Genomic DNA, 22,999 nt, shown 5'->3' on the forward strand with positions numbered 1-22,999 from the left:
CGTCACCGCGATTTGGCAACTTTACAGGACCAGCGCCGCGCCGCATCTTTGGCGCAAGATTTTAACCCGAGGCTTTAACATGCTGCGCCTGTCGCTTTTGCTCGCCCTGATGGCTTGGCCTGCAATGGCGGCTCCGTTATCGGGGGTGAAAACCGCTGAACTGTCGGCGCAACTTTATGCGGCGGGGGTGGCGGAAGGCGATCCTGTGTTGCTGATCGCAGCAGCAAAGCTGCGCAAATCGGTGGCGTTTCGCGGCCCAGGCGGCGAGGCTCCGTTGCGATGGGAGACGATGCTGGCTGCAGCCGAGGCTTTGGTGGCGGGCGATGCGGCGCTGCTGGGACTGATCGGCGATGTGCGGGCGGAGGGGATGAAGGGCGTCGTCTCGGGGCCGATGTATAGCATTGGCACGTTGGCCAGCGGTGGGGTGGATCGGTTCCCCAGCGTCGGCTTTGCAGCGGGCGATTATGCCGAGATTTATGTCGAGGCGCAGGGCGAGGCCGATCTGAACCTGCGGGTGTTTGATAGCACGGGCCAGTTGGTTTGCGCCGATACCGACCCCAGCCCGATCGCCTATTGCGGCTGGACGGCGGCGAGTGGCGGGGAATTTGTGATGCAGGTCGAAAATGTTGGACCTCTGGACACGGGCTATGCCCTGATGACGAATTAACACCATGACATTGCAAGAGAAACTGCGCGCGGGGATTATGGGGATCGGCTTGGCGCTGATGGCTGCGCCCAGCTTCGCGCGCGAGAATTACGCACTGCTAATCGGGGCGGCGGAGTATAAGAACCTTGATCCTAAATACTGGCTGAAGGGGCCCGCCAATGATGTGCGGCTGGTGCAGACCTATCTCACCATGCAAAGCCCGGTGAAATTCACGCCGCAGGATGTGATTGTGCTGGCCGATGGGGTGGAGGGCGCGCAGGCCCCGACACTGGCCGCGATCCGGGTGGCGGTGGCGGATCTGACGGCGCGGGTGCGGCCGGGGGATTTCGTCTATCTGCATTTCTCGGGCCATGGCTCGCAATCGCCGGCGCTGAACCCGGAAACCGAGTTGGATGGGCTGGATGAGACCTTCATGCCCTCGGACATCGGGCCTTGGGATGATGCGGTTGGGCGTGTGCAGAACGCGCTTGTTGATGATGAGATCGGCGCAATGATCGACGGGTTGCGCGCCAAGGGGGCGGATGTTTGGGCGGTGTTTGACAGCTGTCATTCCGGCACGGTGACGCGGGGGGTGGAGGAAGATGATGTTCGGTTGCGGGAATTGCCGCCTGAAGCGTTGGGGATTCCGGCGGAGTTGATGGAGGTTTCAACGCGGGCTTTGCCTGCGGCTGAAGCGCCGTTTGATGAGACATCAAAACCCGGTATGGGCAGCTTCGTGGCGTTTTTTGCGGCGCAAACCAACGAGGTGACGCCCGAGAAGAACCTGCCAAAAGGCAAACCGGGGCGGGTGCCACAAGGGGTGTTCACTTATACTCTGTTCGAGGTGTTGGCGCAGAATCCCGGTGCCAGCTATGGTCAGATTGGGCAAGAGGTGCTGCGATCTTATGCCACCAAGCGGTTGGCCACGACCACGCCGCTGTTTGAGGGCGATCTGGACCGGGTGGCGTTTTCGGGGGTGGCGCAGGCGCGGGTTTCGCAATGGACGGGGGCGGTTGAAGGGGCGGAGTTTTCCATTCCGGCGGGGTCTTTGCATGGGCTGGCCGTGGGCGCGGTTCTGGCGGTGATGGGATCGGCGACCGATGAAGATGTGGCGGCTTTGGGGTTTGTAACGCTGACTTCGGTCGAGACGTTTTCGGCCAAGGGCAAGGCTTTGGCGGGGAATAAGCCCTTGCCTGCGGAGCTGCCTAAAGGCTTTCTGCTGCGAAAAATCGGCAGCGATGTGGACTTTACCCTGACGGTGTCTTTACCACAAATCGAGCAATCTCCAGTGGTTACCGCGCTTGATGCGGCGATGGAAGCGTTGAAGGCGGCGTCGGGCCCTCGGTTGGTTTATGTCGCTGCCGGAGAGGAAGCCGATCTGCGGCTCGCGGTGATCAAGAACAGCCCGCGCCCGGATGCGATCTGGGTGCTGCCTGCCACCGGGTTGGTGGCGGATTTTGCGACCACGCCCTCGGTGTCGACCGCAAATAAGGATGCGGCAGAGTTGGGAGAGGTCTTGGCCGATACGCTGACCACAATGGCCCGCGCGATCAATCTGCAAAAGCTGGGCGCTGCGGTGGGGTCAGGCAGTCTGAATGTTGATGTCGAACTGCTGACCGGCAAGGATAAAAACAGCCTGAAGCCGGCAAAGGCAGCAGAGGTACCGCGCTTGGTGCCAAACGATCAGGTGCATATTCTGGCGCGCAACAATATGGATCAGCCTATTGATATTAATGTTCTTTATATCGCTGCGGACTACGCGATCAGCCATTGGTTTTCGGGTCGCTTACAGCCGGGCGATGTGCTGAAGAAAGGGCTGTTCAAGATCGGCGCGGATGTTTTGGGCGATGAGCGGATGATCGTGGTGATGACCCCTGCCCTGCCACAATCGCCCGTGGAGGACCTGAGTTTCCTCGCGCAAGACGCGCTGGATACCACCCGCAGTCTTGGCGGCTCGACTTTGTCGGCGGCATTGTCCGAGGCTGGGTTCGGGCAGACCACCCGGAGTGCGACGGCGTTGGAGGATGACACGGCAGGCCCCGCACCGGGGATGATCGAGTTGGAACTGCGCACCGGGTTGGCGGAGTAGGGTCTGCGCCTTGCTCTTTTTGAAATACTCCCGCCAGAGGCTCCTTGCTTGAGTGTCGGAAGCCTCCGGCGGGGATATTTAGGCCAAGATGAAATGCTAGGCGCGGCAGAGTTTCCCTGCCGCGCATATTCATAACATACTGATTTTACATAATTTCAGACATTTTCACCAAGCGGCCTTCGGCCACGGATTTCAGCGCGGCATCGGCCAAGGCTAAGGCGATCAGGCCATCTTCGCCCGAAGGCTCGGCTTTGCCCTTGCCACCCAAAGCCGCGATGAACTGGGCGATTTCGGCCGCATAGGCTTCTGTGTAGCGGGTCATGAAGAAATCGTGCAGCGGCGGGCGAGTGTAGCCTGCGGCGGTGGCAACCTCAATCGACACCGGGCGCTGGTTTTCCGCCGATACGGCACCCAAGGAGCCGTGGACTTCGATGCGCTGATCGTAGCCATAGGTGGCGCGGCGCGAGTTGGAGATCATTGCTTGGCGACCGGATTTGGTTTTCAGCATCACCTGAACGCTATCAAAATCGCCCGCTTTGCCGATGGCCGGATCGACCAGAATGGCGGCGGTGGCGACAACTTCGGTGATTTCCTCGCCCAACAAGAAGCGGGCCATGTCGAAATCGTGGATCGTCATATCGCGGAAGATGCCACCCGAGCGTTTGATGTAATCGACCGGGGGCGCACCCGGATCGCGCGAGGTGATCACCACCATCTCGGGCGTGCCGATGGTGCCCTTGTCTATCTCGGCGCGGACGGCTTTGAAATGCGGGTCAAAGCGGCGGTTGAAGCCGACCATCAGCGTGCCTTTGTTGGCGCGCACCACTTCAAGGCAGGCTTTGACGCGGGCGAGTGACAAATCAATCGGCTTTTCGCAAAACACCGCTTTGCCGGCTTTGACGAATTGCTCGATCAGGTCGGCGTGGGTGTCGGTCGGGGTACAGATGACGACGGCGTCGATGTCTTTCGCGGCCAGAATCGCATCAATCGAGCGGACTTCGCAGCCATATTGATCGGCAATCGCCTGCGCGGCGGCCGGGAAGGCATCGGCCACGGCAACAAGCTGCGCATTGGCGTCGCCTGTGACGGCTTTGGCATGGACTTTGCCGATGCGGCCCGCGCCCAAAAGCCCGAATTTTACTGTCATGTCGTCCTCCTAAAGCAGCAGCCCCGGCTGGGTTTGCGTTTGCGGAACTGATATTCTATTTGCAGCCAAGATCAATCTGATTTTGCCGAGAATACGGCATTTCACCGGGATTCTCGGCAAAAATCGGCAGGAATTGGCGCGTCAGAGGCGCGCAGTTTTGGAATATATATTCCACAACGCTACTCCTGCGACCGCAACACCTGCGCGGGGCGGCTGGCGAGCGGGCGCAGCACGAAGATCAGGCTGGCGAGCAACGTGGCCGCGATTCCCCCAATAACGATGGTCAGCGCCGAGGCGGGTTCGAACGCATAAGGGCTGTCCATCACAAAGCGCATCACCGCCCAGCCTGCGATGCCACCCGCGATGATGGCGACCATGCCAGCCGCGGCCCCCATCAGGGCGGCGCGCAAGGCGAAGCTAAGGAGGATGTGGGCGCGCGATGCGCCGAGCACTTTCAGCACGGCGGCCTCGTAGACCCGCGCCCGTTCGCCCGAGGCGGCAGCCCCGATCAGAACGACGAAGCCGGTCAGCAGGGTTGCCATGGCGGCGATGGTGGTGGCTTGAGCGATGGCAGTAAGGGCTTCGGTGACGCGCCCGATGGCGGCTTTCACAGAGATCGCGGTGATGTTGGGATAGGCGGTGGCAATCTCGCGCAGAATTTTCGCTTCGGCCCCCGGATCGGCGTAGACGGTGGCGATTTCGGTGTGTGGCGCGCCTGCGACAGCGGCGGGGTCGAGGGTCAGCACAAAGCCCATTCCGGCGTTGGAGAAATCGACGACGCGCAGGCTGGTGATGCTGGCCGTGATGTCGCGGCCAAGGATGTTGATGGTCAGTTTGTCGCCGAGTTTCAAGCCGAGTTCCTCGGCTTCTTCGGAGGCGAAAGAAATTTGCGGTGGGCCTTGGTAGTCTTGGGGCCACCAAGTGCCTGCGGTTAGCTTGGTGTTCGCGGGTTGCGCTGCAGCATAGGTCACACCCCGGTCGCCCGACAGCACCCAGTGTTCGCCTGCTACTTTGCGCGCGTCTTGGCCGTTGATCTGCGTGATGATGCCGCGCAGCATCGGGGCGGACTCCACTTTGGTCACGGCAGGATTGGCGGCGAGTTTGGCACGGAATCCGTCAACTTGGTCGGGCTGGATGTCGACGAAGAAGAACGAGGGCGCGCGGGTGGGCAGGTCGCGGGAAATCGCAGCGCGCAGGTTGGAGTCGATTTGGCCAACGGCGGCGAGGACCGTAAGGCCTAGGCCTAGGGCGAGGACGACTTGCGTGGTTTCGGCCCTTGGGGCGCCGATCGAGGCGAGGGCGAGGCGCATCGTGACCGATCTACTTCGGCGCGCGAGGCGGCGGGCAAGGCGGGTCAGGCCCCAAGCGGCGCAGGCGAGCACGATCAGCGCCCCGATCACGCCGCCCGCCGTGCCGAGGGCGAGGTTTGCGGTGCCAGACAGCCAAACCGCGCCGACGACGAGGAGCGCGGCGAGTGCCAGCATTGCAAGCGCATAGCGCGCCCGCGGCCAGCCGCCTGCGAGGCCGCCGCGATAGAGCGCTGCCGCACGGACCTGTTCGCTGCGGGCCAGTGGCCAGAGCGCGAATAGGAGGGCCGAGGTGATGCCGTAGAAGGCGGCCTCGATGATCGGGCGGGGGTAGAGGGCGATTTGGGCGGGGAATGGCAGGGCGGACTGGATCGGTTTGGCGAGGGCGAGAGGGGCGGCTACGCCAAGGATCAGGCCGAGCGTGACGCCGAAGGCGACGAGGACGGCGATCTGGATCAGATAGGTTTGGAAGATCAGGCCGCCGGTTGCGCCCAAGGTGCGCAGGGTGGCGATGGTGGCGATTTTCGCCTCTAGGTAGGATCGCACGGCGGCTGCGACACCGACTCCGCCGACGGCGAGGCCCGCGAGGCCGACGAGGATCAGGAAGGCACCGATACGGTCGACAAAGCGGGCGACACCGGGGGCGGCTTTGCGGCTATCGCTCCAGCGCAGGCCGGAATCGCGGAAATTGGCTTCGGCTTTGGTCTGTAGTGCGGTGAGGTCTGCGTTGGGGGGGAGCAGCAGGCGGTAGGAGGAATCGAACAATGTGCCGGGTTCCAGCAGGCCCGAAGCTGCCAAATCTTTGGTTTTTACGATAGTGCGGGGGGCGAGGGCGAAACCGCCTGTGGCAGAGTCAGGCTCACGCAGGATGCGGCCTTGCAGGGTGAAGTCTTGCGTTCCGAGTTTGAAATGGTCGCCTAAGCGCAGGCCGATCTGGTCGGCGAGAACACCGTCCATCACGGCACCGGACGTGCCGGTGGTTGACAGGGCGGTGGCCAGATCGCCGGATTCAAGCTGCACCGAGCCGAGCAGCGGATAGTTGTCATCCACCGCCTTCACTTGGGTTAGCACATGGGCGTCGCCCGCCACCACCATCGAGCGGAAGTCGACAATCTCCGAGGTTTTCGTCGCAATTTGGTCCAGAAACGCTCGTTCCTCGGCGGTGGCAAAGCGATAGGTGAATTCGACCTGCGCATCGCCGCCGAGCAGGACTGCGCCCTGATCCTGCAAACCCGCCCCGATGGCAGAGCGGACCATGCCAACGCCCGCGATTGCGGCCACGCCCAAGGCAAGGCAGGCGAGGAACACCCAAAAGCCGCGCAGACCGCCGCGCAGTTCAGCCCGTGCGATGCGCCACGCCAAACTCACGCGATCTCTCCCGCAGTGAGACTGCAGGATGCGTGTTGACACGCACCGCTGCTCACGCTGCTGCCCCATCTATGCGGCCATCAACCAAGCGCACGACGCGACTGCAGCGGGCGGCGAGTTCCGGGGCATGGGTGACGAGCACCAAGGTCGCGCCATGACGGTCGCGCAGGCCGAAGATCAACTCCATGATCGCGGCACCATTGACTGAGTCGAGATTGCCCGTCGGCTCATCCGCCAGCAAGATCGCCGGGCGTGGGGCGGCGGCGCGCGCCAAAGCCACGCGTTGCTGTTCGCCGCCGGAAAGCTGGGCGGGGTAGTGCTGCATCCGCGCGCCAAGTCCTACGGCGTCAAGTTCGTCTTTCGCGCGGGGGAAGGCGCCTTTGACGCCTGCAATCTCCATCGGCAAAGCGACGTTTTCCAAGGCGGTCATGGTGGGAATCAAATGGAAGGATTGAAACACTACGCCCATCCGGCCCCGGCGAAACTTGGCCAAACCGTCTTCATCAAGGCCGGTGATGTCCCGACCCAATGCTGCCACCCGGCCCTTGGACACACGCTCCAGTCCGCCCATCAGCATCAGTAACGAAGATTTGCCCGAACCGGACGGCCCAACCAATCCTAAGCTCTCGCCACGCGCTACACTCAGGGTTATGCCCTTGAGGATATCGACGCGGCCCGCATTGCCGGCCAAGGTCAGCCACGCATCTTGCAACGCCAGAACGGTTTCAGTCATGCTTCACTTCCTGCTGCCCCGTTTGACATATGCGCCGCTGCGGGCGTTTCGCAATGTCACAGCGGCGATTTTTCTGCTGATTTCACCTGCTTATGCGGAAACCACCGTGCTGGCGCTGGGGGATAGCCTGACGGCGGGCTTCGGTCTGCCCAGCGATCAGGGCTTTGTGCCACAATTGCAGGCATGGCTGGCGGCCAAAGGTTTTGATGTGAAGATCATCAACGCCGGGGTGTCGGGGGACACCACGGCGGGCGGGCTGTCGCGCACCGATTGGTCGCTGACGCCGGACATTGATGCGGTGATCGTCAATCTGGGTGGCAATGACATGCTGCGCGGGATTGATCCTGCGGAAAGTCGCGCCAATCTGGATGCGATTTTAGCCAAGGTAAAGGCGCGGGGGCTGCCGGTTTTGCTGGTGAGTTTACGCGCGCCGGGGAATTATGGGGCGGATTTCAAGGCCAGTTTTGACGCGATGTATCCCGAACTGGCGGCAAAATTTGGTGCGCTTCTGGCGGATAACTATTTCTTCCCGGTGATCAACCAGCAAACCCGACTGCTCGACCCGGAGTATATGCAGGCGGATGGCATTCATCCCAATGCCAAGGGGGTGGCGAAGATTTTGGATGCGTTGGGGCCGAAGGTGCAAGAGTTGCTGGCGCGGGTGGCAGGTTAACCGCTCCGCAAGCCTTACGGCTTTCTCCGCTGTGATTGGCGGAGATGCAAGCGCAGAAAGCGGGCACGCGTGATGAGCGCCCTTGCGCCCGCCTTCGCTTCGGGCACACTGCGCCGAAATTGTCGGAGCTTTGCATGACCCTTCTGACCGATCTTTCCACAGCGCTTGGGGCGGCCCATGTCATCACGGGTGTGGATCTGGAGCGCTATCGTTCCGATTGGACGACGCATTATACCTCTGATCCGGTGGCGGCGGTGCGCCCCGGATCGACCGCCGAAGTGGTGCAGGTGATGCAGATCGCGGCGCGTCATGGCGTGGCGGTGGTGCCGGTATCCGGGCGCACCGGGCTGGTCGGTGGGGCGATGACAGATGGCGGGCTGATGCTGTCGGTGGAAAGATTGAACCGTATCCGTGAAATCAAAGCCGGCGCACGGATTGCGGTGGTCGAGGCCGGGGTGGTGCTGGACCGTCTGCATGATGCCGCCGAGGCTGAGGGTTTGTATTTTCCGCTGTGGTTTGGCGCGCGCGGATCGGCGATGATCGGCGGCGTGCTTTCGACCAATGCGGGCGGCTCGAACGTGCTGCGCTATGGTTCGACGCGGGCGCTGTGCTTGGGGTTGGAGGTGGTGTTGCCGGATGGCCGGGTGCTGAACCTGATGAGCCAGTTGCACAAGGATAACTCCGGCTATGATCTGAAACACCTGTTCATCGGGGCGGAGGGCACGTTGGGCGTGATCACCGCTGCCGTGATGAAATTGGTGCCACGTCCGCGTGCCTATGCCACGGCGACGCTGTCGGCGCGGTCTTTGCCGGATGCTTTGGCGCTGCTGAACCGCTTGCAAGTGGTCTCGGGCGGCTTGGTGGAAGCCTTTGAATATATGCCGGAAACCTATATGTGCAGGCTGGCTGAGGCACGGCCAGATATTCGCCAGCCGTTCTCACCCCGGCAAGAGGTGAACATTCTGGTGGAACTCGGCAGCACCCGTCCCGCCGATGCTTTGGTCGGGCCGGATGGGGTTTTGCCGCTGGCGGCGATGCTGGAAACCACGCTTGCAGAAATGCTGGGTGAGGGGATGATTTTGGATGCCGAGATTGCAGCCTCTGAGGCGCAGCGACGCGCGATGTGGCAAAGGCGGGAGTTGGCGGCTGAGATCACTGTGGCAAGGCAGCCTGCGATTGACACCGATATCTGCCTGCCAGTCGATGCGGTGGCCGTGTTTTTTGAACGTATTCATGCGCGGTTACCCGCGCTTGATTCGGGGGCAGAGACGCTTTCGGTGGCGCATCTGGGCGATGGTAATATCCATTTCACGGTGTTCGGCAGCAACGACAGTGCGGCGCTGTATAATGCGGTGGTCGAGGCGGTGGAGGACGAGGTGCAGGCTTTGGGCGGCAGTTTCTCAGCCGAGCATGGGGTGGGGCTGTCGAAACTGGCCTCGATGCGGCGGCGGAAAGACCCTGTGGCGCTGGAGGTTATGCGCAGCGTGAAGGCGGCGTTGGACCCGGAGGGACGGATGAATCCGGGCAAGGTTATTCCTGCGGTTTGACCTGAAACAGAGGGCCACCTCGGGCCCCATCGAAGGGCCGCTCGGAGGCGCCGCCGGGGGATAGGTCTGAGGTGGGGCGCTGCGGAAAGGGTGGAGCCTTCGGCGAGAGTATTTCGGAAAGAGCAACGTGGTAGAGGTTGCGCATTTCGTGAGGTGGATGGTTTGGATTTCCCGCTGAGCAATCCGTGGCAACGCCGTCGCGTGGCCCCTCGATGGGGCCCAAGACGGCACCCGGGTTTGGTTTCGTGCCGCGTGATCTGGACTTCCCCGCTCTTCCCCATTAGCGGTAGCACGATGTGTTCGGAAAGCCTTCCTTGTCCGCCCCTGCCCTGATCTTTCGCCAACCCGCGCTGCGCCTGATATTTCTGGCGCTGCTGTTGTTGGGGGCGCATAACGCCTCGGTTTACCCCTACCAATCGCTGATCGCAATTGAACGGATTGGCCTGAGCAAGCCCGCGTTTGCGCTGGTTCTGGTGTTGGCCTCGATCACTGCCGTCACCGCTTCGGTGCTGTTTGGTATTCTGGGGGATCAGCGCGGCCATCGGCGGCGGATTGCTTTGGTCGCGACCGTGGCGAGTTTGCTCGGCCTTCTGCTGATGCTTTGCTTTCCGGGGAAGCTCAGCTTGATCCTGTGTCATGGCATTTTGCTGCCCATTGCCTCCAGCCTTTATGGCCAGCTATTTGCGCTCGCCCGCCTTGCCACCCCCGGCAGTCACAGCCGCGATACGGTGCAAGCGGCGTTGCGTTCGGCAATGTCGATCAGTTTTCTGGCGATGTTGGTGTTCTGGACCTTTGGCTTTGCCGCCCAGATCGATGTGATGGCAATTTACCTTAGCGCGGGCTTAGCGAGTTTTGGGCTGGTGGTGCTGGTCTATTTCAACTGGCCAAAGGATGGCACGACGGAATGGGCGGATCAGCGTTCGGGCCTGAACTTTGCACAGGCGTTTAAGGAAATCGCGCATCCGACAATACTTTTGCGCCTATTGCTGTTGGGGGCGATCAGTGCCACGGGCATCCTGTATATGGTGCTGATTTCGCTAGTGTTTGAGGCCTCACCCATCCGCGATGCTTCGGATGTGGCGCTGTATGTTGGACTTGTCGCTGGCTGGGAGGTGCCCTGCCTGTTGCTGTTGTCACGAGTCGCCGGGAGGCTCCGCCGCGCGACCTTGCTGGCGGTGGGAGGTGCGGTTTACACGCTGCATTTGCTGGCCTTGCCGATGCTGTGCGACTCTGCTTGGATCTGGGTTATGCCGCTGGTGGCTGGTATTGGCGGCACGGCGATCATCAGCCTGCCTATCAGCTATTATCAGGATTTGATGCGTAGCCGACCCGGCACGGCAGGCGCGATGCTGGCGCTGCAAAAGCTGGTGTCGGATGTGCTGGGGGCTGCGGCTTTTGCCATTGGCACCAGCCTTGGCGGCTATGAGACCGTCGCCGTCATTGGCAGTGCGATGGCACTGATCGGCGGCGCGGGGCTGCTTTGGGTCGATCGTCATCACAACCTGCCCGCGCGGCAGAGCTCACTGCCCCGCTCGACCCGTCTCTAACCATCATAGCGTGTCGCCCCCCGGCGATGCGCGTCAATCGGCTGGGTCAGGATCGCTGCATGATGCGCGCGTTGATCACAATGCGCGCGCGGGCAGATCCGGCAGTTGATGCCGATCTGGGTGATCGTTGCATGCGCCATGTTGAAGGTTTCGGCATAGGCAATCTCGGGCGCGTATTGCACCGCACAGCCCATTGCCACGGCGAGGCGGTTGTCTTGGCTGTGACGCTCCCATGTTGGGCGGTCTACCGTGCGCGAGAACACGAAGAACTGGCTGCGATCCGGCATTTCAACAAACTGCGGCATGATCCGCCCCGGCGTGCGAAAGCTGGTATGCACATCCAGTCGCGGGCAAGCGCCGCCATATTCAGCCAAATGAAAATCAGTGGCGTTAAAGCGTTTTGAGACGTTGCCGCCCTTGTCAATGCGCAGGAAAAAGAACGGCACCCCCATCGCGCCTTCGCGTTGCAGGGTGGTGGCGCGGTGGCAGGCTTGCTCAAAGCTGACACCGAAGCGGGTAGCGATATGGTCGAAATCGTATTTCGCCGCGCGGGCTTCTTGCAGGAAACTGGTGTAGGGCATCAGCACAGCGGCGGCGAAGTAATTCGCCAGCTCCACCCGCAGCCGGGCGGTGCCGCGCGGGTCGGTGATGCCGGATTTATGCACCAAAGTGTCGATCAACGGGCGCTGCTCCAGCAGGCCCAGCATATGCACCAGTTGGAAGATGCGGTTGGGGTGATCAAGGGCTTCGGAGAGCAGGATCTCTCGCCGCGTCTCGTCATATTGCCGGAGTGCGCCGGGCAGGTCTTCGACACGGACCAGCCGCACCGTCACCCGCAGCTTTTGGGCAAGGCGCTGTTTCAGGGCTGCGTAGACCTCGTCGCGCGGCACTGCGGCACTGCCCCAGAACGCTTCCGCCGCCGTTTCCAATGCAGCAAAGTGGTTGCGGTTGCGGCGAAACACGTCATGCACCGCCGCCTCGGGGGAGGCTGTGGTCTGCGCCGTGTCATTTTGTGACAGCGTCATCAACTGATCGCCGACCGATTGATAGGCGCGATAGAGTGTCAGGAACGCCTGAACCACTGCGGGGGCATGGACAATTGCCGCGCGGATTTGAGCGATTTCTGGTCGGATTTCTGTAAACAATGGATCGCCCGTCACCGCGCGCAGATCAGCCAACTGGCTGGTGCTGTCTTCTTCCGCGATATCGCGCCAGTCAACGCCATAGACATCGAACAGCCGAAGCAAGATCGCAACAGACACCGATCTTTCGTTATTTTCCAGCAGGTTGACATAGGACGCCGAGATGCCCAAAGCCCGCGCCATCGCGGCTTGGGTTTCCGACCGTTCCAGCCGTAAACGCCTTAAATGGGGGCCAATGAAGGTTTTCTGCATACAGTCGCACACAATCTATGATTTGTCAGCTTTACAATATTACAGAATTGTAAGTTTGTAAACTTTCGCATTCACAGCACAACCAATTTTCACTTTGCACAATTTTGCAGCGGTGCAATCACTGCTGTAACAACCGTGGAGGACACATGCGTACTGGCATCAATCACCTATTCATTCCCGGCCCGACCAACGTGCCGGAAGTCGTGCGGCAAGCCATGAACGTGGCGATGCAGGATCAGCGGGCACATGATTTTGGCGCCGGCAATCTGGGGCTGTTCCGCGATCTGAAAAAGGTCTTCCGCACCACCTCGGGTGAGGTGATGATGTTTTCGGGCTCTGGCACCGGGGCTTGGGAAGCGGCGATCACCAACACGCTTTCGCCGGGCGATAAGGTGCTGATGGCGCGGCACGGCCAGTTCTCGACCCTATGGGTGGACATGGCGCAGCGGTTGGGGCTGGATGTCGAGGTGATCGACCTGCCTTGGGGGGCTGGTGCGCCGATCAGCGAATTTGCCCGGCGTTTGGGGGCGGATAAGCGCGGTGAGATCAAGGCGGTTTTCCTGACCCACAATGAAACCGCCACGGGCGTCACATCTTCTGTCGCTGCCCTGCGGCGGGCTTTGGATGAGGCGATGCATGATGCGTTGCTGTTCGTTGATGGCGTGTCGTCGATTGGCTGTCTGGAGTTTCGGATGGACGATTGGGGCGTCGATCTGGCGGTCACCGGCAGCCAGAAGGGCTTTATGATGCCTGCCGGTTTGGGGATTTTGGGGGTCAGCCAGAAGGCTTTGATGGCTTCAAAAACCGCGACAGGACGGCGCTGCTATTTCGATTTTGCCGATCAGTTGAAGCACAATTCCGGGGGATATTTCCCCTACACCCCGCCGACGCAACTGCTGCATGGCTTGCGCAAATCCTTGGATCGTATGCTGGAGGAAGGCCTTGAAAACATCCATGCCCGCCATCACCGACTTGGCGCAGGTGTGCGCGCCGCAGTCAGCGCTTGGGGTCTGCAAACCTGCGCAGAGCATCCCTCGCTGGCCTCTGATACCGTCACCGCGATCCGCACCCCCGAGGGTGTCGATGCCCGCGAAGTGATCCGCATTGGCTACGACCGCTACAACGCCTCGTTCGGATCGGGCCTTGGGCCGCTGGCAGGCAAAGCGTTCCGCATTGGTCATATCGGCGATCTGAATGAGGGGTCGTGTCTGACCGCCATCGCGATTGCTGAGCTCGCTTTGGTCGAGGCGGGGGTCAGTTTGACCTTTGGCTCGGGCGTGGCAGCGGCGCAGGCGGTTTATGCCAAAGCCGCACAATCCCTTCATCTTGCAGCAGAATAACCCGGAGAAAACCCATGAGCCACACCCTTCACCCGCTTCGCAAACCCCGGCTGCAACGTTCGGAACTGGCGGTTCCGGCCTCGAACCCGACGATGATCGACAAGGCCGCCGAAGGCCCCGCTGATTACGTTTTCCTGGATCTGGAGGATGCGATTGCGCCTTCGGAAAAGGATCAGGCGCGCAAAAACGCCATTCAGGCGCTGAATGACATCGACTGGGCCGCCAAGGGCAAGACGGTTTCGGTGCGGATCAACGGTCTGGATACGCATTACATGTACCGCGATGTGGTGGATGTGATGGAGCAGGCCGGGAGCCGGGTGCATACCCTGCTGGTGCCGAAAGTTGGCGTCACCGGCGATCTCTATATGGTCGAGGCGATGGTCAATCAGATCGAGCAGGCCAAGGGGTTGACCAACCGTGTGGGGCTGGAGGCGCTGATTGAAACCGCCCTCGGGATGGCGAATGTCGAGGCCATCGCACAGTTTGGTGGGCGGCTGGAGGCGTTGCACTTTGGCGTTGCGGATTTCGCGGCCTCGATGCGGGCGCGCACCACCAATATCGGCGGGCTGAACCCGCATTATCCGGGCGATCAGTGGCACGCCTCGATCAGTCGGATGGTGGTGGCTTGCCGGGCTTACGGGTTGCGCGCGATTGACGGGCCGTTTGGCGATTTCAGCGATCCTGAAGGCTACAAGGATGGCGCACGCCGGGCGGCGGCTTTGGGCTGCGAGGGCAAATGGGCGATCCATCCGACGCAGGTGGCTTTGGCGAACGAGGTGTTCTCGCCCCCGGATACTGAAGTTACCCGCGCGCGCCGGATCATTGAGGAGCTGAAAAAGGCGGCCTCGATGGGCAAGGGGGCTGCGCAACTGGATGGCCGGATGATCGACGCAGCTTCGGAAAAAATGGCGATGAACGTGCTGGTGCTCGCCGACGCCATTGCTGCACGCTGAAAGGGGGAACAGATGGACATTCACGAATATCAGGCCAAGGAAATCCTTGCCCGCTTCGGCGTGCCAGTGCCGCGCGGCGGGCTGGCCTATAGCCCGGAACAGGCGGGCTATAGGGCGCGGGAACTCGGCGGCTCGGCTTGGGTGGTCAAGGCGCAGATCCATTCCGGTGGGCGCGGGGCTGCGGGCGGCGTCAAGCTGTGCCGCTCGGCGGATGAGGTGCAGGCTTTCGCCGGGACTTTGTTCGGCAAGCAGTTGGTGACGAAGCAAACCGATGCAAAGGGCAAGGGGGTTTACCGCGTCTGGGTCGAGGCGGCGTCAGAGATTGCGCAGGAGCTTTACCTCGGCTTCGTGCTGGATCGGCAATCCGAGCGCATCATGATCGTGGCCTCAGCGCATGGCGGCATTGAGATTGAGGATCTGGCGGAAAGCGATCCGAACAGCCTGCGGCGGATGACAATCGATCCGGCGGTGGGGCTTTCAGAGTTTCAGGCGCGGGAACTGGCGTTTCAACTTGGCCTAAAGGGCGGACAGATTGCGCAGATGGTTGCGACCCTGCGCGCCTGCTACCGCGCTTACCGCGATTTGGATGCGGTGATGGTAGAAATCAACCCGCTGGTGATCACCGGCACCGGCGATCTGGTGGCGCTGGATGCGAAAATGTCGTTTGACACCAATGCCTTGTTCCGCCGCCCCGAGATTGCCGAGTTGCGCGATCGTTCCCAAGAAGACCCGCGCGAAAGCACGGCGGGCGATCATGGGCTGTCTTATGTCGGCCTCGATGGCGATATCGGCTGCATCATCAACGGTGCAGGCCTCGCGATGGCGACGATGGATATGATCAAGCTGGCGGGCGGCGAGCCTGCCAACTTCCTCGACATCGGCGGCGGCGCCAGCCCCGAACGTGTGGTGCGGGCGTTCCGCACCGTGCTGGCGGACGGCAATGTCTCGGTGATCTTGGTGAACATTTTCGCGGGCATCAACCGCTGCGATTGGGTGGCCGAAGGCGTGGTGCAAGCCTACCGCGAGGTTGGACTGACTATCCCAGTCGTGGTGCGTCTTGCGGGCACCAATGTTGATGAAGGCCGCGCGATCATTGCAGCCTCGGGCCTGCCGCTGATCTCTGCCGACACGCTGGCCGAGGCTGCGGCCGCCGCCGTCGCTGCCTCGACTTCCCGCCCCCGTCAAGCTGCATAGGAGGACCCCATGGCCATTCTCATTACGGAAAAAACCCGCGTCATCGTGCAAGGCATGTCGGGCCGCATCGGCAGCTTTCACGCCGCCGACATGATCAAATACGGCACCAATGTTGTGGGTGGCGTTACCCCCGGCAGGGGTGGTGAAACTCACCTTGGTTTGCCGTTGTTCAACACCGTGCGTGAGGCGGTCGAGGCCACCGGGGCCGAAGCCTCGCTGGTGTTCGTACCGCCACCCTTCGCCGCCGATGCGATTATGGAGGCCGCCGACGCTGGTATCCGCACTGCGGTTTGCGTGACCGACGGCATCCCCAGCCAAGACATGATGAAGCTGAAGCGGTTTTTGCGCCGCTATCCGGCGGAGCGCAAACTGCGGCTGATCGGGCCGAATTGCGCGGGCGTGATCTCTCCCGGTCGTGGCTTTATGGGCATCATGCCACCGCATATCTATCTGCCGGGGCGTATTGGCATCATCGGGCGGTCTGGCACTTTGGGCTATGAGGCGGCAAGCCAGTTGAAAGACCTTGGGCTTGGCGTATCCACCAGCGTTGGCATTGGCGGCGATCCGATCAACGGATCGAGCTTCCGTGATATTCTGGCGCTGTTTGAAGCGGACCCAGAGACGGATGCGGTGATGATGATCGGGGAAATCGGGGGGCCGCAAGAGGCGGAAGCCGCGATCTATGCGCGCGATCATATGAAAAAGCCCGTGGTCGCCTATATCGCCGGGCTGTCAGCCCCCAAAGGCCGCAAGATGGGCCATGCGGGGGCCATCGTCAGCGCCTTTGGCGAAAGCGCACAGGAAAAGGTGGTCTTGCTGGAGGCCGCAGGCATCACGGTTGCGCCAAACCCGTCGAGCATGGGCGAAACCATGGCCCGATTGCTGGCCTCGCGCGCGATGGGGGCGGTGGCCTAAATCCACACGGCTAAATCCGCGCCGTCCACAGCCGATAACGGCCCTGCCCAGTGACTTCGCGGATCAGGTTGCGCTGGGTGAGACTCTGCAAGTTGCGCTGTACGGCGGCGCGACTTGCTGCGGTTTCCGCCTCGGCCATCGGGGCGGAGACCATCGGCCAGCGCGCCAGCAAAGCCACCAGTAAACTGGGCGTGCGGCCCGACAAATCGGCCACAGCCTGCGTGGCATGGCTTTGCCACGCCTGCACCCGTTCCAAATGCAAAAGCGCCGCCAGCACCGCTTGGTGCGCGCCGCTGATCCATCCGGTCAAGCGCCGTTCCGTCGACCCCGAGACACTCAGCGCGGTAAGGCCCACCAAGGCCAGCGGTAAAAACCCCGTCGTCGCCGAAAGCCGCGCACCCAGCACCGCCGCCTCAACATCGCGGGCGGGCCCGTCCGAGGCCGCGCGCCAGAGATGGAACAGCAAGGCACCTTGGGTGACACGGTGCAGGGTCTCCGCACCGTCCAGGCTTGCGGCCACCTCAAAAACCCGGTCTGGCGGAGCTTGCGTCAGCCCCAAATGTGCGGCGATGCGCCCGGCCCAATCGCCGCCTGCAACCGTTGAGGCCTCCAACCGCCGCACTGCCCAAGCTGCACGGGCCAGTGCCTGCGACTCATCTCCGATAGCACCTTGGCGCAGGCTGAGCCACAAGGCGAGCCGATCCGCACTGATCCGCGCGCCCAACCACCAGCCCAAACCCGCGACCTCTTGCAGCACCAGCCGATGCAAAGCACCCTTGCCCAAGCTGTGCAGTCTCTCCTGCAAGCGGCCAAAATCAAAGCATAAAGCCGCAAGGTCGCCGGAAAGATTGGCCTCGGCCTGCCGCCAATCTCGCACGTTGAACAGCGGGGCGCGATCTGCACGCGGGCCGGGTTGCGTGGCTTCATCCGTGGTGTCTTCGGGCAAAAACCACAGATCATCCTCGGTCGGCGGATCGGCATCGTAGGGGCCCGACCTGTCCGGCAACGGTGCGGGGTTCGCAGGGCGGGCCGGTGTCATTGCAAGATTTCCTCAAATGGGGGCATGGCACAAGTTTGCCCGCAGCCCCCCGCAAAGGCCATAGCGATTTCGAGCGTTCAGACCGGTGCCAGCGCGAGCCCGGTTTGATCGAACACATGCGCCTTGTCGCGGTCGATGTTTAGACCCACGGCGGCCCGGTTTCGACGCTTTCCAAACCGTCCGCCTCGACAATGACCAGCCCGAAGGCGGTCTCGATATAGGCGTAGGAGGTGTTGCCGAGGTATTCCACCAGCAAGGCTTTACCCGCAATGTCGCCCGCCCCAGCGGCCACCAGATGCAGATGTTCGGGGCGGATGCCAAGTTCAACCGGCTGTGCCGCTGCGACATGGGCGAGCAGGTCCAAGCGCGCCGCATCCCCCAGCGCCACCGTCGCCCCCAGTGCCGAGGGTTCGGCTTGTCCGCTCAGAAAGTTCATCCCCGGTGAGCCGATGAAGCTGGCGACAAAGCGGTTGGCGGGCTGGTTGTACAACTGCCACGGCGAGCCGTCCTGCTGGATTTTACCCTTTTCCAACACGACGATCTGATCGGCTAGCAACTGTATCTGTCAGGACGTCGGGGCTGCCCATTTCTGACGGCTCTTGCACAACGCATTAGCGATGGTGACTAGCTTTCTGGCGACGGCGGTGATGATGACCTTGTGCGGTTTTCCGGCCTTGCGGAGGCGATCTGCGAAGGATCTCAGGCTTGGGTTATGATGTGCCGCGACCAAGGCTGCTTGGAACATCACATGCCGCAGGGCGCGGCGACCACCGGCGATGGCCCGTTTCCCGCGAAGTGTTCCGCTGTCATGCGCGACCGGAGCCAATCCGGTGAGTGCGGCAGCTTCTTCGCCGGTGATGGTGCCGATCTCAGGCATTTCGGCGATCAGCATTGAGCTGGCAACCGGGCCTATCCCCGGGATGGAGCGGAGAACGGTGGCCATTTCCGACAGGTGATCATCGCTTACGATGGCCCGGGTGATCCTGTCTTCCAGTTCCTTGATCAGGATATCGAAACGTTGCTTCAACTCAGTGTCGATGTCCTCGAACATTGCGGCGGTGCCGAGTTTCTGAAGCGCGCGGAATTGGGCCAGCAGCCGTTTGCGCATCTCGACCAGCTGGGCTCGTTTTGACGTCAAAGCTCTAAGAAGGCGCAGCTTTTCGGCGGGACGACGGCGGCCTGCGCGTGCCCGAGGATGTCTCGGTGATCGGCTTTGACAATGACGATATCGCCGCCACCCTGCACCCGCCGCTGACCACGATGATCCTGCCACACGAGGAAATGGCCCGTTGGGCGGTGGCCGAACTGCTGGACCGCGCCGCTTTGGGCCGTCCGCCGTCGCCTGCCCGCATCAAAATTGACTGCGATCTGATCCTGCGCGGCTCGGTGGCTCAGCCAAAAGTTTGATCAAACCAAAAAAGCCGATACACATGGTCAATCCCGCGAAAGGCCACCTGTATGAGCCGCAATTTTCTGATCGTCGACCCGGTTGAGGGTATCGAAACCCTGAAGGCGCTGGCCTCTGCGGTGCGCGTCAGCATCCTGAAACTACTGCATGATGAGGGGCCGCAGAACGTCAATGCCATCGCCGCAGCGCTGTCGATGCCGCAATCCTCGGTCTCGGCCAATGTGCAGGTGCTGGAAGATGCGGGCCTGATCCGCACCGAAACCCTGCGTGCCAAGAAGGGCAATCAGAAGCTGTGTCACACGCTGTTTGACGAAGTTCTGGTGATGTTCAAGAAATATCCTGCCAGCGCTGGTGCCGATACGATTGAAGTCGCAATGCCACTGGGTCTGTACACCAGTTGCGAAGTGTCAGCGCCCTGTGGGTTGTGTTCCGGCGATGGTATCATCGGCCTCTTGGATGTGCCCAATACATTCCTTGATCCGGGCCGGATGAGTGCGGGGTTGATTTGGTTCACCCGTGGCTATGTCGAATATCAATTTCCAAACAATATCAAGCTGATGAACGGGCAGTTGGATGCGGTGGAATTCTCGATGGAGCTGTCCTCCGAGGTGCCCGGCACCGCCGCCGACTGGCCTAGCGATATCACCTTTTCGATCAATCAGACCGACATTGGCACTTGGACCTCGCCCGGCGATTTCGGCGATCAGCGCGGGGTTTACACGCCAAATTGGTGGAAGCTGAAAGGCAGCCAATACGGCAGGTTGAAATCGGTACGTGTCACGGCGGATGGCAGCTATATCGACGGGCGGAAGATGTCGCCGCTGTCACTGAAAGACCTCGATCTTGGCGCGCACCGCTCAATCCGGTTGCGCATCGCAGTGAAAGACGATGCGCGCCATCCCGGTGGGTTGAACATCTTCGGGCGCGGTTTTGGTAATTACGACCAAGACATCGTGATGCGGTTGATCATACATCGCTAGGCTTAAGGGTGCTTGAAGATAGACCTGACCTCCTGATGTATATCCATTACTTCGATATTAACGCCTCCCCTGCGAGGGCCCGTCGGGGAGGACGATTCTATGAAAGCCAGCGTTACCGCGCATAAAGACTTCACCTTCGCCCAGATCGACAATCGGATTTAGTCGGCCTTCCTCGAACATCTTGGCCGCACGATCTACACGGGTATCTACGAGCCCGTCCGCCGATGCCAATAGCATGCGCGGCGATGTGGCGGAGCCGATGCGCGATCTGAACATTCCCTTCGTGCGCAATCCCGGCGGCAATTTCGTTTCGGCCTATAACTGGGAAGATGGCATCGGCCCGAAGGATCTGCGCCCGGTGCGGCTGAATCTGGCTTGGCACACCTCGGACGCCAATCAGGTGGGCGTGCACGAAGTTCAGGATTGGTACGACACCGTCGGCACCCCGATGATGCTGGCGATCAACCTCGGCTCACGGGACCTCGATGATGCGCGCAACTTTGTCGAATATGTCAACGGTCCGACCGGCAGCCATTGGGGCGATCTGCGCGCCAAGAATGGCCGGGAGGAACCGTTCAACTGCCGTCTATGGTGCCTTGGCAATGAGATGGACGGCCCTTGGCAGATCGGCCACGAGACTGCCGATGAATATGGCCGTCTGGCCAATGAGGTCGCCAAAACCCTGCGTGCTTTCGACAAAGGGCTGGAGTTGATCGTTTGTGGGTCCTCCAACGCCGACATGAAGACTTATCCCGAATGGGAACGCATCGTGTGAGATGCACACCTACGAGTCGATTGATTACATCAGCCTGCATATGTATTTCGCCAATCGCGCCAAGAATGCCGGCAACTATCTGGCGTCGAACGAAAAAATCGACAGCTACATCAGCACGATTGAATCGACGATCAAGATGGTGAAGGCCAACAAGCGCTCCAACTATAATGTCTATATCAGCTTTGACGAATGGAACGTCTGGTATCATTCCAACGCGCAAAACAAGGCGACTTTGTAGGGTAATGCGGGTTGGCCGCACGCGCCGCGCTTGCTGGAGGACATCTATAATTTTGAGGATGTGCTGCAAGTCGGCTGCATCCTGAACACCTTCATCCGCAAAGCCAACGTGGTGAAGATCGCCTGCATTGCACAACTGGTGAACGTGATTGCGCCGATCATGACCGATCCGACGGGCAAGGCGTGGATGGGCAAGGCGTGGCGGCAAACCATCTACTATCCCTATTATTTCGCCTCAATCTTCGGGCGCGGCACGGCGCTGAACTTGGCGGTCAGCAGCCCAGGCTATGATGCTGACCGCCAAGAACGTGCCCTATCTCGACGTCTCGGGTGTGCATGATACTGAGACAGGCGTGCTGACCTTCTTCGCCGTCAACCGCCATCCGACCGAGGCGCTGGACATGGCGGTTTCACTGCACGGTTTCGCGGGTGTGGCGCAGGTGATCGACCATCAGGTGATGACCCATGCTGACATGGGCGCGGTCAACACCTCTGCCAATCCGATGGCGGTTGTGCCGCAAAAGGCCAGCGGTGCCAGAATTGACGGAGACACCCTGAGCGCCACACCGCCGCCGCTGTCCTATCAGATGCTGCGGGTCAAATTGCGCTGAAACTGCAAAAATCCTGCCCTTATGGCGGTCTCTTTGTCTGAATCTTATCTGAAAATGTCATCCTCCGCGCGAAAACATCCCACGAGGTTTGCCATTGGTTCAAGAGACCAATGGCATGGGGGGTGTGAAACCCCCACGCGCCGCCTCAGCCAAAGAACCCCTTGCCCGCCTGCGCCAGCAGGTCAGCCGCCAAACCTGTGCCCAAAGCCGCCGCATCGGCCTGTGGCCCACGCACCTCGCCCTTGATCACCCGACTGCCATCCGGGCGTAAAATCTCGCCGCGCAGCCAAAGCTGATCGCCGTCCAGCACCGCAAGTCCAGCAATCGGCGTCTCACAAGAACCATCCAGCCGCGCCAGAAACGCCCGTTCGGCGGCCAGTTGCACCCCTGTCGGGGCATGGTGGATCGCGGCCAGCATCGCCTCGGCGCGCGCATCATCGACCCGACGCTCCACCCCAATCGCGCCTTGCGCCACGGCCGGCAGCATATCCGCCACCTCAATCGGTCGCGCCACCTGCGCCATGCCCAACCGCACCAGCCCGGCCATCGCCAAAAACGTCGCCTGCGCCACGCCGTCCTCCAGCTTGCGCATCCGCGTCTGCACATTGCCGCGAAACTCGACCAGTTGCAGATCGGGCCGCCGATGCGCCAGTTGTGCCCGCCTGCGCAATGATGACGAGCCGACCACCGCCCCTTGGGCCAAATCCGCCACGCCCTGCGCCACATGCGATACAAAGCCATCCCGCACATCCGCGCGCGGCAGATAGCAATCCAGCAGCAAGCCTTCCGGCTGCAACACCGGCATGTCCTTCATCGAATGCACGGCAATGTCGATTTCACCCACATCCAGTGCTTCCTCGATCTCGCGGGTGAACAGCCCCTTGCCGCCGATCTCTTTCAGCGCGCGGTCCTGCACCAAGTCGCCGGTGACCTTGATCACCACCACCTCAAACGCCTCGATGGGCAGATCAAACGCCGCCATCAGCGATCGGCGCACCTCATGCGCCTGCCACAGGGCCAGTGGAGAGCCGCGGGTACCGATTTTGAAAGTGCGTGCGGGGGTGGGCATTGCATATGTCATGCGCCAGACTTACCC

The 22,999-nt window shown here is 61.4% G+C and carries 23 protein-coding genes; 15 read left to right on the forward strand and 8 right to left on the reverse strand.

Features of this window, described 5'->3' with window-relative positions; translation table 11 throughout:
* Positions 1-79 precede the first annotated feature (79 nt).
* Together ACS5RD_RS21635 and ACS5RD_RS21640 are read left to right on the forward strand one after the other, a co-directional pair.
* A complete protein-coding gene (locus ACS5RD_RS21635) occupies positions 80-667 on the forward strand; it encodes a hypothetical protein (protein ID WP_489929082.1) in 588 nt (195 codons plus the stop codon).
* A 4-nt stretch (positions 668-671) separates the two neighbouring features.
* Positions 672-2,735 carry a caspase family protein gene (locus ACS5RD_RS21640; RefSeq protein WP_489929083.1) on the forward strand — a complete coding sequence of 688 codons (2,064 nt, stop codon included), beginning with the start codon at positions 672-674 and terminating at the stop codon, positions 2,733-2,735.
* A 145-nt stretch (positions 2,736-2,880) separates the two neighbouring features.
* Here the strand turns inward: ACS5RD_RS21640 and iolG are convergent, their stop codons facing one another.
* From iolG to ACS5RD_RS21655, 3 genes are all read right to left on the reverse strand, one after another.
* A complete protein-coding gene (gene iolG / locus ACS5RD_RS21645; protein ID WP_489929084.1) occupies positions 2,881-3,882 on the reverse strand; it encodes an inositol 2-dehydrogenase in 1,002 nt (333 codons plus the stop codon).
* Between the two features lie 179 nt (positions 3,883-4,061).
* Positions 4,062-6,557, reverse strand: coding sequence for an ABC transporter permease (locus tag ACS5RD_RS21650; protein WP_489929085.1), 2,496 nt, complete (start codon positions 6,555-6,557; stop codon positions 4,062-4,064).
* 52 nt (positions 6,558-6,609) lie between these two features.
* A complete protein-coding gene (locus ACS5RD_RS21655; protein WP_489929086.1) occupies positions 6,610-7,290 on the reverse strand; it encodes an ABC transporter ATP-binding protein in 681 nt (226 codons plus the stop codon).
* Here ACS5RD_RS21655 and ACS5RD_RS21660 point away from each other — a divergent pair.
* From ACS5RD_RS21660 to ACS5RD_RS21670, 3 genes are all read left to right on the forward strand, one after another.
* Positions 7,289-7,963 carry an arylesterase gene (locus ACS5RD_RS21660; RefSeq protein ID WP_489929087.1) on the forward strand — a complete coding sequence of 225 codons (675 nt, stop codon included), beginning with the start codon at positions 7,289-7,291 and terminating at the stop codon, positions 7,961-7,963. The genes ACS5RD_RS21655 and ACS5RD_RS21660 overlap by 2 nt on opposite strands.
* A gap of 134 nt (positions 7,964-8,097) precedes the next feature.
* On the forward strand, positions 8,098-9,510 hold the full coding sequence (locus tag ACS5RD_RS21665) for an FAD-binding oxidoreductase (protein WP_489929088.1): 1,413 nt from the start codon (positions 8,098-8,100) through the stop codon (positions 9,508-9,510).
* Between the two features lie 314 nt (positions 9,511-9,824).
* Positions 9,825-11,057 carry an MFS transporter gene (locus ACS5RD_RS21670; protein ID WP_489929089.1) on the forward strand — a complete coding sequence of 411 codons (1,233 nt, stop codon included), beginning with the start codon at positions 9,825-9,827 and terminating at the stop codon, positions 11,055-11,057.
* On the opposite strand, the gene ACS5RD_RS21675 is transcribed toward ACS5RD_RS21670, so the two are convergent.
* A complete protein-coding gene (locus ACS5RD_RS21675) occupies positions 11,054-12,451 on the reverse strand; it encodes a helix-turn-helix domain-containing protein (RefSeq protein WP_054008953.1) in 1,398 nt (465 codons plus the stop codon). The two genes, ACS5RD_RS21670 and ACS5RD_RS21675, sit on opposite strands and share 4 nt — an antisense overlap.
* A 146-nt stretch (positions 12,452-12,597) precedes the next feature.
* Between ACS5RD_RS21675 and ACS5RD_RS21680 the strand changes: the two genes are divergently transcribed.
* From ACS5RD_RS21680 to sucD, 4 genes are read left to right on the forward strand one after another with little or no spacing between them, the layout of a single operon-like run.
* Positions 12,598-13,791 carry an aminotransferase class V-fold PLP-dependent enzyme gene (locus ACS5RD_RS21680; RefSeq protein WP_489929090.1) on the forward strand — a complete coding sequence of 398 codons (1,194 nt, stop codon included), beginning with the start codon at positions 12,598-12,600 and terminating at the stop codon, positions 13,789-13,791.
* A 14-nt stretch (positions 13,792-13,805) separates the two neighbouring features.
* Positions 13,806-14,744, forward strand: coding sequence for an HpcH/HpaI aldolase/citrate lyase family protein (locus ACS5RD_RS21685; RefSeq protein ID WP_054008955.1), 939 nt, complete (start codon positions 13,806-13,808; stop codon positions 14,742-14,744).
* Between the two features lie 12 nt (positions 14,745-14,756).
* Positions 14,757-15,938, forward strand: coding sequence for a malate--CoA ligase subunit beta (locus ACS5RD_RS21690; protein WP_054008956.1), 1,182 nt, complete (start codon positions 14,757-14,759; stop codon positions 15,936-15,938).
* A 9-nt stretch (positions 15,939-15,947) separates the two neighbouring features.
* Positions 15,948-16,853 carry a succinate--CoA ligase subunit alpha gene (gene sucD, locus ACS5RD_RS21695; protein ID WP_489929091.1) on the forward strand — a complete coding sequence of 302 codons (906 nt, stop codon included), beginning with the start codon at positions 15,948-15,950 and terminating at the stop codon, positions 16,851-16,853.
* A gap of 10 nt (positions 16,854-16,863) precedes the next feature.
* Here sucD and ACS5RD_RS21700 read toward each other — a convergent pair whose 3' ends face one another.
* From ACS5RD_RS21700 to ACS5RD_RS21710, 3 genes are all read right to left on the reverse strand, one after another.
* Positions 16,864-17,892, reverse strand: a complete 1,029-nt coding sequence (locus ACS5RD_RS21700; RefSeq protein WP_489929092.1) for a helix-turn-helix domain-containing protein — start codon at positions 17,890-17,892, stop codon at positions 16,864-16,866.
* A 139-nt stretch (positions 17,893-18,031) separates the two neighbouring features.
* Positions 18,032-18,448 carry a TOBE domain-containing protein gene (locus ACS5RD_RS21705; RefSeq protein WP_489929093.1) on the reverse strand — a complete coding sequence of 139 codons (417 nt, stop codon included), beginning with the start codon at positions 18,446-18,448 and terminating at the stop codon, positions 18,032-18,034.
* A 9-nt stretch (positions 18,449-18,457) separates the two neighbouring features.
* On the reverse strand, positions 18,458-19,000 hold the full coding sequence (locus ACS5RD_RS21710; protein ID WP_489929094.1) for a transposase: 543 nt from the start codon (positions 18,998-19,000) through the stop codon (positions 18,458-18,460).
* 77 nt (positions 19,001-19,077) lie between these two features.
* Between ACS5RD_RS21710 and ACS5RD_RS21715 the strand changes: the two genes are divergently transcribed.
* The 6 genes from ACS5RD_RS21715 to ACS5RD_RS21740 all read left to right on the forward strand — a co-directional run bounded on the left by ACS5RD_RS21715 (position 19,078) and on the right by ACS5RD_RS21740 (position 21,903).
* Positions 19,078-19,299, forward strand: coding sequence for a substrate-binding domain-containing protein (locus ACS5RD_RS21715; RefSeq protein WP_489929095.1), 222 nt, complete (start codon positions 19,078-19,080; stop codon positions 19,297-19,299).
* A 51-nt stretch (positions 19,300-19,350) separates the two neighbouring features.
* Positions 19,351-20,280: an ArsR/SmtB family transcription factor gene (locus ACS5RD_RS21720; protein ID WP_489929096.1), complete on the forward strand. Its 930-nt coding sequence runs from the start codon at positions 19,351-19,353 to the stop codon at positions 20,278-20,280.
* Positions 20,281-20,515: 235 nt separating this feature from the next.
* Positions 20,516-21,055 carry a hypothetical protein gene (locus tag ACS5RD_RS21725; protein ID WP_489929097.1) on the forward strand — a complete coding sequence of 180 codons (540 nt, stop codon included), beginning with the start codon at positions 20,516-20,518 and terminating at the stop codon, positions 21,053-21,055.
* A 1-nt stretch (position 21,056) separates the two neighbouring features.
* Positions 21,057-21,293 (forward strand): hypothetical protein, encoded by a 237-nt coding sequence (locus ACS5RD_RS21730; protein WP_489929098.1) that lies wholly within the window; start codon positions 21,057-21,059, stop codon positions 21,291-21,293.
* A gap of 30 nt (positions 21,294-21,323) precedes the next feature.
* Positions 21,324-21,632 (forward strand): alpha-L-arabinofuranosidase C-terminal domain-containing protein, encoded by a 309-nt coding sequence (locus ACS5RD_RS21735; protein ID WP_489929099.1) that lies wholly within the window; start codon positions 21,324-21,326, stop codon positions 21,630-21,632.
* Positions 21,580-21,903 carry an alpha-L-arabinofuranosidase C-terminal domain-containing protein gene (locus ACS5RD_RS21740; RefSeq protein WP_489929100.1) on the forward strand — a complete coding sequence of 108 codons (324 nt, stop codon included), beginning with the start codon at positions 21,580-21,582 and terminating at the stop codon, positions 21,901-21,903. The genes ACS5RD_RS21735 and ACS5RD_RS21740 overlap by 53 nt, the downstream gene beginning before the upstream one ends.
* Before the next feature lie 145 nt (positions 21,904-22,048).
* Here ACS5RD_RS21740 and hemC read toward each other — a convergent pair whose 3' ends face one another.
* Positions 22,049-22,984 carry a hydroxymethylbilane synthase gene (hemC, locus tag ACS5RD_RS21745; RefSeq protein ID WP_054008965.1) on the reverse strand — a complete coding sequence of 312 codons (936 nt, stop codon included), beginning with the start codon at positions 22,982-22,984 and terminating at the stop codon, positions 22,049-22,051.
* Positions 22,985-22,999 lie beyond the last annotated feature (15 nt).

This window comes from Cypionkella sp. PAMC25878 (assembly GCF_058135695.1).

Bases quoted from the DNA above. Each gene is read 5' to 3' on its own strand.
- ACS5RD_RS21685 (WP_054008955.1), top strand. From the start codon at position 13,806: ATGAGCCACACCCTTCACCCGCTTCGCAAACCCCGGCTGCAACGTTCG.
- ACS5RD_RS21675 (WP_054008953.1), bottom strand. From the start codon at position 12,451: ATGCAGAAAACCTTCATTGGCCCCCATTTAAGGCGTTTACGGCTGGAA.
- ACS5RD_RS21720 (WP_489929096.1), top strand. From the start codon at position 19,351: ATGAGCCGCAATTTTCTGATCGTCGACCCGGTTGAGGGTATCGAAACC.
- ACS5RD_RS21635 (WP_489929082.1), top strand. From the start codon at position 80: ATGCTGCGCCTGTCGCTTTTGCTCGCCCTGATGGCTTGGCCTGCAATG.
- ACS5RD_RS21740 (WP_489929100.1), top strand. From the start codon at position 21,580: ATGATGCTGACCGCCAAGAACGTGCCCTATCTCGACGTCTCGGGTGTG.
- ACS5RD_RS21655 (WP_489929086.1), bottom strand. From the start codon at position 7,290: ATGACTGAAACCGTTCTGGCGTTGCAAGATGCGTGGCTGACCTTGGCC.
- ACS5RD_RS21690 (WP_054008956.1), top strand. From the start codon at position 14,757: ATGGACATTCACGAATATCAGGCCAAGGAAATCCTTGCCCGCTTCGGC.
- iolG (WP_489929084.1), bottom strand. From the start codon at position 3,882: ATGACAGTAAAATTCGGGCTTTTGGGCGCGGGCCGCATCGGCAAAGTC.
- ACS5RD_RS21725 (WP_489929097.1), top strand. From the start codon at position 20,516: ATGCGCGGCGATGTGGCGGAGCCGATGCGCGATCTGAACATTCCCTTC.
- ACS5RD_RS21660 (WP_489929087.1), top strand. From the start codon at position 7,289: ATGCTTCACTTCCTGCTGCCCCGTTTGACATATGCGCCGCTGCGGGCG.
- ACS5RD_RS21730 (WP_489929098.1), top strand. From the start codon at position 21,057: ATGCACACCTACGAGTCGATTGATTACATCAGCCTGCATATGTATTTC.
- ACS5RD_RS21700 (WP_489929092.1), bottom strand. From the start codon at position 17,892: ATGACACCGGCCCGCCCTGCGAACCCCGCACCGTTGCCGGACAGGTCG.
- sucD (WP_489929091.1), top strand. From the start codon at position 15,948: ATGGCCATTCTCATTACGGAAAAAACCCGCGTCATCGTGCAAGGCATG.
- hemC (WP_054008965.1), bottom strand. From the start codon at position 22,984: ATGACATATGCAATGCCCACCCCCGCACGCACTTTCAAAATCGGTACC.
- ACS5RD_RS21640 (WP_489929083.1), top strand. From the start codon at position 672: ATGACATTGCAAGAGAAACTGCGCGCGGGGATTATGGGGATCGGCTTG.
- ACS5RD_RS21680 (WP_489929090.1), top strand. From the start codon at position 12,598: ATGCGTACTGGCATCAATCACCTATTCATTCCCGGCCCGACCAACGTG.
- ACS5RD_RS21710 (WP_489929094.1), bottom strand. From the start codon at position 19,000: ATGCGCAAACGGCTGCTGGCCCAATTCCGCGCGCTTCAGAAACTCGGC.
- ACS5RD_RS21665 (WP_489929088.1), top strand. From the start codon at position 8,098: ATGACCCTTCTGACCGATCTTTCCACAGCGCTTGGGGCGGCCCATGTC.